At 42.5% G+C, this 12,128-nt stretch carries 14 protein-coding genes; 7 read left to right on the top strand and 7 right to left on the bottom strand.

Annotation, left to right across the window (positions count from 1 at the left end; translation table 11 throughout):
* Positions 1-225: 225 nt before the first annotated feature.
* The 7 genes from accC to pdxA all read right to left on the bottom strand — a co-directional run bounded on the left by accC (position 226) and on the right by pdxA (position 6,038).
* Entirely contained in the window at positions 226-1,575 is a 1,350-nt protein-coding gene (gene accC, locus AS141_RS13265; protein WP_057938140.1) for an acetyl-CoA carboxylase biotin carboxylase subunit, read from the bottom strand.
* A gap of 24 nt (positions 1,576-1,599) precedes the next feature.
* Entirely contained in the window at positions 1,600-2,073 is a 474-nt protein-coding gene (accB, locus tag AS141_RS13260; protein WP_057938139.1) for an acetyl-CoA carboxylase biotin carboxyl carrier protein, read from the bottom strand.
* A 98-nt stretch (positions 2,074-2,171) separates the two neighbouring features.
* Positions 2,172-2,735, bottom strand: a complete 564-nt coding sequence (efp, locus tag AS141_RS13255) for an elongation factor P (RefSeq protein WP_057938138.1) — start codon at positions 2,733-2,735, stop codon at positions 2,172-2,174.
* Between the two features lie 28 nt (positions 2,736-2,763).
* Complete coding sequence (locus AS141_RS13250; RefSeq protein ID WP_057938137.1) at positions 2,764-3,762, bottom strand: beta-ketoacyl-ACP synthase III; 999 nt, start codon at positions 3,760-3,762, stop codon at positions 2,764-2,766.
* A gap of 231 nt (positions 3,763-3,993) precedes the next feature.
* Positions 3,994-4,185, bottom strand: coding sequence for a 50S ribosomal protein L32 (rpmF, locus tag AS141_RS13245; RefSeq protein WP_057938136.1), 192 nt, complete (start codon positions 4,183-4,185; stop codon positions 3,994-3,996).
* Between the two features lie 18 nt (positions 4,186-4,203).
* Entirely contained in the window at positions 4,204-4,776 is a 573-nt protein-coding gene (locus tag AS141_RS13240; RefSeq protein WP_057938135.1) for a YceD family protein, read from the bottom strand.
* Between the two features lie 239 nt (positions 4,777-5,015).
* The gene (pdxA, locus tag AS141_RS13235; RefSeq protein WP_057938134.1) at positions 5,016-6,038 is read right to left on the bottom strand and encodes a 4-hydroxythreonine-4-phosphate dehydrogenase PdxA; all 1,023 of its coding nucleotides are present in this window, start codon (positions 6,036-6,038) and stop codon (positions 5,016-5,018) included.
* Positions 6,039-6,159: 121 nt separating this feature from the next.
* Between pdxA and rsmA the strand changes: the two genes are divergently transcribed.
* The 7 genes from rsmA to AS141_RS13200 all read left to right on the top strand — a co-directional run bounded on the left by rsmA (position 6,160) and on the right by AS141_RS13200 (position 12,057).
* Positions 6,160-6,945: a 16S rRNA (adenine(1518)-N(6)/adenine(1519)-N(6))-dimethyltransferase RsmA gene (gene rsmA, locus AS141_RS13230; protein WP_057938133.1), complete on the top strand. Its 786-nt coding sequence runs from the start codon at positions 6,160-6,162 to the stop codon at positions 6,943-6,945.
* Complete coding sequence (gene mgtE / locus AS141_RS13225; protein ID WP_057938132.1) at positions 6,932-8,299, top strand: magnesium transporter; 1,368 nt, start codon at positions 6,932-6,934, stop codon at positions 8,297-8,299. Before rsmA ends, mgtE begins: the two co-directional genes overlap by 14 nt.
* 11 nt (positions 8,300-8,310) lie before the next feature.
* The gene (locus AS141_RS13220) at positions 8,311-9,246 is read left to right on the top strand and encodes a 2-hydroxyacid dehydrogenase (RefSeq protein ID WP_057938131.1); all 936 of its coding nucleotides are present in this window, start codon (positions 8,311-8,313) and stop codon (positions 9,244-9,246) included.
* A gap of 384 nt (positions 9,247-9,630) precedes the next feature.
* Positions 9,631-10,014: a hypothetical protein gene (locus tag AS141_RS13215; RefSeq protein WP_057938130.1), complete on the top strand. Its 384-nt coding sequence runs from the start codon at positions 9,631-9,633 to the stop codon at positions 10,012-10,014.
* Between the two features lie 193 nt (positions 10,015-10,207).
* Positions 10,208-10,918: a DUF421 domain-containing protein gene (locus tag AS141_RS13210; protein WP_057938129.1), complete on the top strand. Its 711-nt coding sequence runs from the start codon at positions 10,208-10,210 to the stop codon at positions 10,916-10,918.
* Between the two features lie 230 nt (positions 10,919-11,148).
* Entirely contained in the window at positions 11,149-11,622 is a 474-nt protein-coding gene (greA, locus tag AS141_RS13205; protein ID WP_057938128.1) for a transcription elongation factor GreA, read from the top strand.
* A gap of 42 nt (positions 11,623-11,664) precedes the next feature.
* A complete protein-coding gene (locus AS141_RS13200) occupies positions 11,665-12,057 on the top strand; it encodes an HIT family protein (RefSeq protein ID WP_057938220.1) in 393 nt (130 codons plus the stop codon).
* Positions 12,058-12,128: the final 71 nt, after the last annotated feature.

The following is a 12,128-nucleotide window of genomic DNA, read 5'->3' as shown; positions in this document are numbered from 1 at the left end:
CCAGAAGAGCCAATAAATTCCAGATCCACGGAATGAAATTCATTTTAAAGATCAAGCGGAAAAGTGTTGGAGCTAGTTTGGAATGGATTCCCGGGTAGGGTTAGTGATTATAGTAGCTGTGAGGGCTATTTTGACAGATGTATACAGTGAAATTGGACCAGATGATCTTTAAACCAAAAAAGCCATTCCAGAAGGAATGGCTTTTATAATTTCTCAATGCGAGATTTACCCTTTTATCACGGAGAAATCAAAATCTTCCAAGAACTTGGTAGTGAAGTTTCCTTCTTTGAATTGCTCGTTTTCTAAAAGTGCGATGTGGAAAGGAATGGTGGTTTTCACCCCGTCGATTACAAATTCCTCTAAGGCTCTCTTCATTCTCACGATCACTTCCTCTCTGGATTGGCCACTGACAATTAGCTTGGCAATCATAGAATCGTAGTTTGGAGGAATCACGTATCCGGCATATACATGGGAATCAATTCTGACTCCACGTCCACCGGGTATATGGAGGTTCTGGATTTTACCCGGACTTGGTCTGAAACCATGGGCAGGATCTTCTGCATTGATTCTACATTCCATCGCAAATAGCTTAGGGTAGTAGTTTCTGCCGGAAATAGTCTCGCCAGCCGCCACTTTGATCTGCTCTTTGATCAGATCAAAATCGGTTACTTCTTCAGTGATCGGATGCTCCACCTGGATACGGGTGTTCATTTCCATGAAGAAGAAGTTGCGGTGCTTATCCACCAGGAATTCCACTGTACCTGCGCCTTCGTAGCCAATTGCTTCAGCACCTTTGATGGCGGCTTCACCCATTGCCTCACGAAGTTCGTCTGTTATGAAAGGTGAAGGTGTTTCTTCGACTAGTTTCTGGTGTCTTCTCTGGATAGAACAATCGCGCTCAGACAGGTGGCAGGCTTTTCCGGTTTTATCCCCGATTATTTGAATTTCGATGTGACGTGGCTCTTCTACATATTTTTCTAGATACAACCCGTCATTTCCAAATGCCGCTCCTGATTCCATTCTGGCATCATCCCATGCCTTTTTGAATCCAGCTTCCTCTTTCACAATTCTCATTCCACGTCCACCGCCTCCGGCAGTTGCTTTTAGAATGACCGGATAACCCATTTCATTGGACAGCTTGATTCCCTGTTCCATGGATTCCAAGATCCCTTCTGAACCTGGAATAGTAGGGACCCCAGCTGCTTTCATGGTTGCTTTGGCGGTGGCTTTGTCACCCATTTGATTGATCATCTCAGCGCTGGCACCGATGAACTTGATTCCGTATTCTTCACAGATTTTTGAAAATTCCGCATTTTCAGAAAGGAATCCGTAGCCCGGGTGTATAGCATCGGCATTTGTGATTTCTGCAGCGGCGATTATCCGTGGAATGTTCAGGTAAGATTCGCGGCTGGGAGCGGGCCCGATACAGACGGCTTCATCTGCAAATCTTACATGTAAACTATCCTTATCCGCAGTGGAATATACCGCCACAGTTTCTATCCCCATTTCCTTACAGGTACGGATGATCCTAAGGGCAATCTCACCTCTGTTGGCGATTAGTATTTTTTTAAACACAGCTTTTTACTTTAAGTGAAAAAATTATCCAGCTGGATCCACCAGGAATAAAGGTTGGTCATATTCTACAGGTGTAGAATTGCTTACTAGGATTTTGACGATTTTACCGGAGATTTCGGATTCGATTTCATTGAAAAGCTTCATGGCTTCAATGATGCAAACTGTCTCACCGGCTTTTACAGAATCGCCTACCGCTACAAACGGATCAGCATCTGGACTTGAGGTAAGGTAAAAGGTACCAATCATCGGTGATTTGATCTCTACCAGATTAGAAGCGGTGGTTTCTGCGACTGGTGCAGCCGCTGTGGGCACTGACGGAGAAGGCGCTGGGGCTGGGACTGCCTGAGGGGCAGGCGCTGCAACTTCTACCATTCTGGGAGCAGAGGATTCTGCATATTTCTTTATAGAAAGTTCAAACTCGTCAGTCTTGATTTTAACTTCCGCCAAACCAGAATTGGAGATGTAATCGATCAACTCCTGAATCTCTTTTGCTTTCATAGGTCTATTAGTTAGAGGTGCCCTAAGGCAGTTTTTTTAAAATGGGTTATAAAAGAACTAAGCTGTGTAATTTAATGAAATCACACAGCTTAACTAAGTTATTTTACTCTTTCGGAGTAGGAACCATCACGGGTGTCTACTTTGATCAGGATGTCTTGCTCCACGAATAAAGGTACCATCACGGTTGCACCGGTTTCTACGGTAGCAGGTTTCAAAGCATTTGTGGCCGTATCACCTTTGATGCCCGGTTCTGTGTAGGTAATCATCAATTCCACAAATGGAGGAAGTTCAACTGCAAGAGGAGTTTCAGTTTCGTCATGGATCAAAATATCCACTAACTGACCGTCTTTCAAAAGATTTGCTCTTTCAATCAGCTTTTCCTCAATAGTAATCTGCTCAAATGAAGTGGTGTCCATGAAGTTGTAACCCATATCATCAGCATAAAGAAACTGATGTGGCCTTTTTTCTACGCGGGCAGTTTCTACTCTCTCGCCTGCACTGAAGGTTTTATCCAGCGTTTTTCCTGAAGTGATTCCTTTCATTTTTGTTCGGACAAAGGCAGGACCTTTTCCTGGTTTTACATGCTGGAACTCTACAATAGTGTAGATGTCATTATTCATGACCAAACATAGTCCGTTTTTAAAATCTGCAGTACTCGCCATATAGTATTAATGTATATTTTCTTGAAATTTATTTTGGATCGTAGCCCCATTTAAGATAAATGGAACCCCAGGTAAATCCGCCCCCAAATGCAGCGAGCACCAAGTTGTCTCCCTTTTTCAATTGGCTTTCGTAGTCCCAAAGGCAAAGAGGTATAGTGGCTGCTGTTGTGTTGCCATACTTTTCAATATTCATCATCACTTTATCCGATCCGATTCCCATGCGGTTGGCAGTAGCGTTGATGATGCGCAGGTTCGCCTGATGGGGAACCAGCCAGGCGACATCATCACCGGTCAAGCCGTTTTTTTCCATAATTTCCGCACTTACATCGGCCATATTGGTTACCGCAAACTTGAATACAGTAGAACCTTCCTGATACGCAAAATGCTCATTCGCATCTACCGTTTCATGAGTGGCCGGTCTGCGGCTTCCGCCGGCTTTCATATGTAGGTATGGTGCCCCGGATCCGTCAGATTTAAGAATGGCGTCCACTATACCCAGATCTTCAGTAGTCGGCTCAAGCATTACTGCTCCTGCACCATCACCGAATAAGATGCACGTAGCTCTATCGGTATAATCGACTATTGCAGACATTTTATCAGCACCGACCACAATTACTTTCTTATGGGTTCCTGTCTGGATAAATTGGCTTCCCATCTGCAATGCAAATAAAAAACCTGAACATGCGGCGCCCACATCAAAGCTGTAGCTGTTTTTTGCACCTACCATATCTGCAATGATATTTCCGGTTGCTGGAAAAGGCATATCGGGAGTGACTGTGGCACAAATAATCAAATCCACCTCCAGAGGATCAATACCGGTTTTTTCCAAAAGACCTTTTACAGCTTCGGCCCCCATTATAGATGTACCTTGGTTTTCTCCCTTTAGTATTCTTCTTTCTTTTATTCCAGTTCTTGAGACGATCCACTCGTCATTGGTTTCTACAAGCTTCTCAAGTTCTTTGTTAGTTAACCTGTATTCCGGAACGTAACCTTGTATTCCGGTGATCATGGCTCTAAGTTTGTCCATTATGCTGGGGTTAAGCTGAGATGATCAAATCAAAATCATCCCAAACTGTATGTTATGGATGTGTTCTATCCTGTAAGGAAGGCAAAAATATTACAATTGTCATTCTCTACCAAAAGAAATCCGTTAATGGGAAGTAATAGGTTTGGTAGTAAGCTGACCGGATTGGGGCTGAAAACAAAAAAAATCCATCCCCAATTAGCGGATGGATTTTTAATAAGTTCAGATGACTTGTTATGCCAAAATTTCTTTCTCGATGATAACCTGTCCTTTGTAGTACAGCTTACCATCCAACCAGAAAGCTCTGTGTGGAAGGTGCATTTCTCCTGTAGTAGGGCATTTTGCCAAACCCGGTGCCTCCAACTTGTAATGAGTTCTTCTTTTATCTCTTCTGGTTTTCGAAATTTTTCGTTTAGGATGTGCCATTTTATGCGTGGTTTATGATTATTCCTTGTTTTTTAACTTTTTTAAAAGATCCCATCTAGGATCAACCGGTTCATTTTTATCTTCGTCGGAATCAGATTCGCTACCTGAGCCATCAGAATCTTGTCCATCTATATAAGCATAGATTCCTTCTCCTTCGTACTCATCATCATCCATTTCGTTTCTGTAATCGGGATGAATTTTCTTTAGTGGCAAAGCCAATAAAATAAATTCGTAAATCAACTGGGCTACATTCACTTTCGGTGTATCCCGAGTGATCATATAGACATTTTCGTCGATCTCCTTTTCTTCAGAGCCATACTTGTAAAGCATCTTTTCATGAAAATCCAGAGGATGTTCAAAAGACTCCAGACTCCTGTCGCAGGTCAACGTGACTTTGCCTGCGATATGAAAATCCATTTCAATTACGTTTGCTCCGACTTTCATGATGACCCGTGCGGTCAAATTGCCTTTTTCGACAAGTTCATTGTCTTCGAAGTGCTGGAAAAATGAATCTCCAATTTCAAAGTCAATTTCGTGGATGCCTTCGAGGAACTTAATGACCTCAATATCAAATGTTCTCCAGAATTTCACGATACCTCCTCTCGATTTAAGACCGCAAAAATAGTGAATTATTATAAAAGGAAGAAAGAGATGTTGAAATAATCTTTGGTTTCACCTGGTTATTTTTGTTTTTGATTAGCCAGATAGCCTGTCCCGAACTTATTTCGGGAAGATCCCACAATGGAAATAATCATACCTCGGTGTGCCGATTGGGTACTGTCTGCTGACTAACAGACCCGATTTCTTTCAATAAACCTCTCATTTACTTCTTAATCCTCTGATTCCTGCGGGTTATGTTGTATAATAATGTCTGCTGCCAGAAAAATAGCGGCTCTCATAGAGCCTTCGTCTGCCACATTTTTTCCTGCAATGTTATAGGCAGTGCCATGATCCGGCGAAGTTCTTACTACGGGTAATCCGGCAGTAAAGTTAACCCCAGTACTGAAAGCCATGGATTTGAATGGTACCAAACCTTGGTCATGATACATCGCCAGAACACCGTCAAATTTGGTCTGATGAGCCATGCCAAAAAAGCCGTCGGCAGGATAGGGGCCGAAGACCATTTTATTCTGATCCTTTAAGGCATGAATTGCCGGCTTGATAATTTCCTCTTCTTCCACTCCCAGCAGTCCATCTTCACCTGCGTGTGGGTTCAATCCCAAGATTGCGATTTTTGGCTTGTTAATGCCAAAGTCATTTTCGAGACTTTTTAAAAGAATGTTTGCTTTTTGGATAATTCGCTCCTGTGTGACATTCTCAGCCACTTTTGCCAAAGGTACATGGCCTGTGACCAAACCCACCCGCAGCTTCTCTGACACCATCAGCATCAGACTTTCTGTAGAACCTACGGCCTGAGTAATAAACTCCGTATGTCCCACAAAGGGTAGAATCTCTGAATTCACGTTATTCTTATTTAATGGAGCTGTGACCAGCGCTTGGATTTTTCCTTCTTTGAGATCATTAACTGCCATTTTCAGGGTTTCCAGCGCAAATTTCCCGGCTTCCTGAGTTTCCACTCCTGGAATCACCTCTGGACATTCTTCGGCCACGTTGATTACATTGATGCGCTTATGCTGAATCTCGTCTACACTTTTGATCTGGGCAAAATTGAAGTCTTCCAACCCCAATTGTTTCCTGTAGAAAGTCAGCGCCTTACCATGCGCATAGATCAGCGGGGTAAATGATTTATACGTTCTATTGTCCATCAAGGCTTTCATGGTGACTTCTACGCCTATACCATTGATGTCGCCTATGCTTATTCCGATTACGGGTTTGATCTTTCGTTGATGCATATAATATATAATATGGTCTAGCTGTTAAGGTTTGGTCAAGCCTGCCTGTATTAGCTAGTCCTTTAGAATTATTCTCTTAATTTTGGTTTCGCAATTTATAAAAATTTATCTGAGCTAACCGATGGAAAAGGTCAAAGCCAAGAAACACTTGGGACAGCATTTTTTGACCGATTTGAGCATTGCTGAGCAAATCGCCCAAGCGGTCAAAGGGCATGACAAGGTATCTAAAGTTCTGGAGATAGGTCCTGGCATGGGGGTGCTTACTGATTTTCTTTTGAAGCAGGAGCTGGATTTGTTCTTGATTGATATCGATAAAGAATCTATTGCCTATTTGAATAAAAAATATCCTGAACTAGGGGAGAAGATCATAGAAGGCGACTTTTTGAAAATGAACCTAGAGGAAGTACTTCAGGATAAGTTTGCCATTGCAGGGAATTTCCCTTACAACATATCCTCGCAGATTTTCTTCAAGGTGCTTGAGGTAAAAAATCAGGTGACTGAAGTGGTTTGCATGCTTCAAAAGGAGGTGGCTGAACGGATTGCCTCGCCAAAGGGGAACAAAGACTATGGGATATTATCAGTGCTCCTGCAGGCTTTTTACGATATAGAATACCTGTTTACAGTTCCTCCGCACGTATTTGACCCTCCTCCCAAAGTAAATTCCGGAGTAATCAGATTGACCCGGAATGCGACAGAACAACTGGATTGCAATGAAAAACTCTTTAAACAGGTAGTAAAGGCAGGATTTGGCAATCGTCGCAAAACATTGCGAAACTGCCTTAAACCTTTTAATCTGCCAGTTGACTTTAATTCAAATCCGATTTTGGATTTACGGGCAGAGCAGCTGGATGTCGCCGATTTCATATTTCTCACCCAAACAATCGAAGCTTCCCGTGGAAATCATTAAGCAGTTTGAACTTTCGAAAGAATACCTGGAAAGTCTCCGTCAGGCGATTGAATCACAGGATTTGAACTTCATTCAGGAGTCTCTGGATGGAGTGAATGTGGCAGATATTGCTGCGCTGCTTGATGAGCTTTCGATGGAGGATGCGATCTATGTTTTGCGGGTATTAGATGCGCAGCTGGCTGCGGATATTATCATTGAACTGGAAGCCACCAATCAACACAGAGTGCTCAAGGAACTGGAAATCCAGGAAATGGCCAACTTGATTGAATTGATGGACTCCGATGACGGCGCGGATATACTCAATCTTTTTTTGGAAAGAGAGCGGGAAGATATCATTAGCCATTTCCAGGATAAGGTCAAGTCTGACCAGATCCTCGAACTCCTACGCTACGATGAAGACACCGCCGGAGGAATTATGGCCAAGGAATACATCCGCGCAAATAAAAACTGGAATGTAGTACAAACCATCAATGAGATCCGCCGTCAGGCAGAAAATGTAAATAAGATATTCTCCATTTTTGTGGTGAACAACCGGCAGCAATTATTGGGACTGGTCTCTCTGAAACGTATTATCCTTGCATCTGAAGACACGAAGATTGAAGATATCTACGAGGAAGAAGTAATCTCAGTTCCTACCCACATGGATCAGGAGGAGGTTGCTGAGATCATGCGTAAGTACGATCTGGAATCTGTACCGGTAGTCAATGCAAAAAACAAGCTGGTGGGAAGGATCACCGTCGATGATATTCTGGATGTGATCAGAGAAGAAGCTGAGGAAGATATGCAGGCGATGACAGGTATCTCTGATGCGGTGGATGAATACGATAGCGTTATCAAACTTACCAAGGCAAGGCTTCCCTGGCTGTTGATTGGGATTTGTGGAGGTTTGCTGGGAGCAGGGTTTATCGGTTTTTTTGAGGAGGGGCTAAGCAAGGTGACAGCATTGGCATTCTTTATTCCGCTGATTACTGCCACTGGAGGTAATGTGGGGATTCAGTCGTCTTCCCTGGTAGTCCAGTCTTTGGCCAATAAGTCAATCTTTGATGATTCATTGGCAAAGCGTTTTCTCAAAGTATTGTTAGTGGCTTTGTTAAATGGTCTAATCCTGGCGACTTTTGTGTTTGCGGTAGTCGTGCTGATTTACCATAATGAGGTTTCTTTCGCATTGGTTGTTTCTATAGCCTTATTCTCAGTGGTATTGCTTTCCTCATTTATGGGAACGATCACACCTATTGTTCTGGATAAATTTGGAGTGAACCCTGCCTTGGCCTCGGGGCCTTTTATCACCACTGCAAATGATCTTATTGGACTTGCCGTTTATTTTTTGGTTGCCATTTCTTTATTACATATTTAATTCCTTCAAAAATGAAGATTCTCATAATTGACGAAATGCATGAAAGTATTATACCCATGTTGCAGAAGGGAGGACATGAGGTCATATACTCACCGCTAATCACCCGAGATGAAATCTTGGATACAGTCTCCGAATTTGATGGCCTCATTATCCGATCAAAAACGCCGATGGACCGGGATCTGCTAAGGCGTGCCACCAACCTCAAATTTATAGGTAGAGCCGGAGCTGGGCTGGACAAGATTGATTTGGAGTACATGGCCGAAAAGGACATTAAGCTTTTTCATGCTGCTAAAGGAAACCGGGATGCAGTGGCTGAGCATGCCATCGGGATGCTTTTGGCATTATTTAATAAGGTGGGAAAAGCAGACCAGGAAGTCAGAAAGGGAATTTGGGACAGAGAAGGAAACCGTGGCCATGAACTGATGGGAAAAACCGTCGGCATCATGGGGTATGGCAATATGGGCAAGTCCTTTGCACAGCGACTCCGGGGTTTTAAAGTGGATATTCTCGCCTTCGATAAATATAAGATGGATTTTGGAGATGATTTCGTGCGGGAAGTGATGTGGGAAAAAGTGAAAGCGGAAGCAGATATTTTGAGCATACACGTACCGCTTACTCCTGAGACAAGAGATTTTTTCACACTGAAAGAGCTGAAAAGTTTCGCTAAACCTTTCTGGCTGATTAATACAGCCAGGGGGGAGGTCATAAATTTCAGGACATTGAATGAAGGGTTGGATGAAGGTATTTTACGGGGAGCCTTACTGGATGTGCTGGAAAATGAAAAATTCCAAAAATTTACCCCGGAGCAAAAAGCTGAATTTGAAAAACTCGCTGCCCGTGAGAATGTTTTATTTAGTCCCCATGTGGCTGGATGGACTTATGAATCGTATGAAAAGATTAATAAAGTTTTGGTGAAAAGGATCAAGAAGGAATTTAAAGATCTTTAATGCCCTTCAATTTTTACCAGTCAAATTTGTAAAATCGAATTTTTGAAAACCACATTTTGGGAAATAAAAAGCTCAAAATGAGTGTATTGTAAGTGAGAAGGTAGTCGTGCCATTGTGTCGTTGCGCTGTTGGGCTCCCGTGTATTCATTTTTTTAAGTAGGTATTTTTATGAATGTATGCTTTACATTTTTGAGGGAATTATTCTGTATACGACAATCCAGTAGTCTTACTCCAGATTTTTATTTTGTAATCAGGATCTTGGGGATGATGAAATTAAATGCCTGCTAGGTCAGGTGAATTTAAATTGGGCGGATTTTTGGGATGCACTAGTTCAAGACACTGATCTCACGCGCCCTATTGAGAGATCATATAACAAAATCACCTATGAGAAAATATTTGTTAGTTAGCCTAGTCGCCTTGACAATTCTTACTGTTTCCTGTAAAGAGCGATCAGAGAAGGCTTATGAAGAAAGTGTTGAAGCACAGAATGAAATGGGGGGAGAGCTTCATGAAGCAGATACGAATATCGTGAAGCGGGACGGTACCATACTTCCCGGAACGTTGGATCAGGTAGATACTGTTCAACTTCCTTCACCTGTGCTCGACGCAATAGCAAGGGACAATTCTCTTTCCATAGATAAAATCACGGGAAAACGAATTTTTGAAGAGGAGAGCATCACCTACTATGAAGTCACTTTTGTAGGTGCGGGAGAACAGTCAAAGACTATTATTTATGATGAAAATGGGAAAATAAAATTAACGGATTAGAAATTATAACAAAGCGATGATGCCTCCATTGACCGGCCATGGCTGTGAAAAGTTTACTCAGATTTAAAAGACCAAACTGGTCAAGTGAAAGTTCAGAGTAAGCCCAAAATAGATACTACAACTTAAATGTCTGTAGGCTATATAAAAGTCACTGTCGCGAGGAGGCGCCATCGTTTTACTTTCGGAGAATACTATGGAATCTGGAGAATCACTGGATCTTTTTGACGTTAGACGTTTATTGATCGGCGAGGATATCCCTTACGCATTTTTGGCAGAAGTAATTCTCCGCACTGCAGTAATGTTTTTTATTGTACTTATTGTGCTCAGGCTATCCGGGAAGCGGGGTATTAAACAGCTTTCAGTATTCGAATTGGCAATAATTATCTCACTTGGCTCTGCGGCAGGAGATCCAATGTTTTATGAAGACGTGGCTTTACTACCAGCTATTTTAGTCTTTATTGTTGTTATAAGTCTATACAAATTGATCACTTACCTGACAGGCCATTTTGAGAAAGTGGAAGAATTTGTAGAGGGGAAACCGGTGAAATTGATAGAAAATGGTAAAATCATCTATAAAAATTTCCTTAACGAATCCCTGGCTTATGATGAGTTGTTTTCCCAACTCCGGCAGCAGTCCGTCTCTCATCTTGGTCAAGTGAAATTCGCTTATTTGGAGACTTCCGGCGATCTAAGTGTTTTTTATTTTCCTGACGATAAAGTCATTCCGGGATTGCCTATTTTGCCTTCCATTTATAATTTTCCTTGTAAGGAATTTGTGATGAAAAAAACCTACAGTTGTACGCACTGTGGAGCGTTGAGGCCGGGGATTCAAGAAATGGGATCCTGCAAAACCTGTGAGGGGAATGAATGGTTGCTAGCGAGCGACGAGCCAAGATTAAGGTAGCTTGTGTTGTCAATTCGGGTAAACTGGCCCTTTCTTGAGGTAGGCACGCCGCAGGCGACACGTTCTGGAATGCCCTGGTACATCGGCCACAGGGTAGAAGAAAAAAAATCCGGTTTTGCTTTGTTTCAAAGCTTTGTTATCTTTGTAGCTCAAATACAAGCCAAAAACAAGGTAACGGTCCCGTCTTGCGACCGTTATTTTCTTTTTGTGGCTTTTACTAAGAGTAGATTATGGGAACAATACAATACTATACTGAAGAAGGTTTGAAGCGGTTGAAGGACGAACTTCAAATGCTTAAGACGAAAGGAAGAACTGATATTTCCAACCAAATTGCCGAGGCTAGAGACAAAGGTGATCTAAGCGAAAATGCAGAATATGATGCAGCCAAGGATGCGCAGGGCCATTTGGAGCTTAAGATTGCAAAATTGGAAGCAGTGGTGGGGAATGCCCGGATTCTGGACAGCTCACAGCTGGATACTTCCAAAGTTGGAATCCTGACTACGGTGAAGATCAAAAACGTGAAAAACGGCATGACCGTGAGCTATACCTTAGTGTCTGAGGAAGAGGCTGATTTGAAAGCCGGAAAGATTTCCCTTGCCTCTCCCTTTGGTAAGGGCCTGGTAGGAAAGAAAGTAGGTGAAATCGCCGAAGTAAAAGCTCCTGCAGGAACACTTCAATTCGAAATATTGGACATTTCATTCTAAACTCAATCCCGGTATATGCCGGGATTTTTATTTTTACAGATTATGGCATCAATTTTCACCAAAATCATCAATAGAGAAATTCCAGGCCACATTGTAGCTGAGGATGAAAACTACATTGCTTTTCTGGACATCATGCCTTTGGTAAAAGGCCATGTGCTGGTTGTTCCTAAGCAAGAAGTTGATTATATTTTTAATCTGGAGCCCGAAGCACTTTCTGGCCTGCATCTTTTTGCCCAGCGGGTAGCCAAAGCTATGGACAGGACAATCAAATGCACAAGAATAGGTGTTGCTGTGATTGGTTTAGAAGTCCCCCATGTCCATGTGCATCTCGTGCCTTTGAATACCATGGATGACATCAATTTTACCCGCCCAAAGCTAAAATTGGGTAACGGGGAACTGGCAGAGATTGCTGAGAAGATTAAGGGAGGGTTTTAGTATTCAGTCTAAGTGATCAGCTCTTCAGTCACAGTGGTCAGTTTGTTAACAGAGACTGACAGCACCTGTGC

It is taken from the genome of Algoriphagus resistens (assembly GCF_001442615.1).
Lineage (GTDB): Bacteria > Bacteroidota > Bacteroidia > Cytophagales > Cyclobacteriaceae > Algoriphagus > Algoriphagus resistens.
The sequence above is the reverse complement of the archived record's forward strand: the minus strand, read 5'-3'. Positions and strand labels throughout refer to the sequence as shown.

What these genes read in the sequence shown, in the direction of transcription:
- accB (WP_057938139.1), bottom strand. Translation starts at nt 2,073, where the DNA reads ATGAAAGCAAAAGAGATTCAGGAGTTGATCGATTACATCTCCAATTCT.
- efp (WP_057938138.1), bottom strand. Translation starts at nt 2,735, where the DNA reads ATGGCGAGTACTGCAGATTTTAAAAACGGACTATGTTTGGTCATGAAT.
- AS141_RS13250 (WP_057938137.1), bottom strand. Translation starts at nt 3,762, where the DNA reads ATGGACAAACTTAGAGCCATGATCACCGGAATACAAGGTTACGTTCCG.
- rpmF (WP_057938136.1), bottom strand. Translation starts at nt 4,185, where the DNA reads ATGGCACATCCTAAACGAAAAATTTCGAAAACCAGAAGAGATAAAAGA.
- pdxA (WP_057938134.1), bottom strand. Translation starts at nt 6,038, where the DNA reads ATGCATCAACGAAAGATCAAACCCGTAATCGGAATAAGCATAGGCGAC.
- rsmA (WP_057938133.1), top strand. Translation starts at nt 6,160, where the DNA reads ATGGAAAAGGTCAAAGCCAAGAAACACTTGGGACAGCATTTTTTGACC.
- AS141_RS13220 (WP_057938131.1), top strand. Translation starts at nt 8,311, where the DNA reads ATGAAGATTCTCATAATTGACGAAATGCATGAAAGTATTATACCCATG.
- AS141_RS13215 (WP_057938130.1), top strand. Translation starts at nt 9,631, where the DNA reads ATGAGAAAATATTTGTTAGTTAGCCTAGTCGCCTTGACAATTCTTACT.
- AS141_RS13210 (WP_057938129.1), top strand. Translation starts at nt 10,208, where the DNA reads ATGGAATCTGGAGAATCACTGGATCTTTTTGACGTTAGACGTTTATTG.
- greA (WP_057938128.1), top strand. Translation starts at nt 11,149, where the DNA reads ATGGGAACAATACAATACTATACTGAAGAAGGTTTGAAGCGGTTGAAG.
- AS141_RS13200 (WP_057938220.1), top strand. Translation starts at nt 11,665, where the DNA reads ATGGCATCAATTTTCACCAAAATCATCAATAGAGAAATTCCAGGCCAC.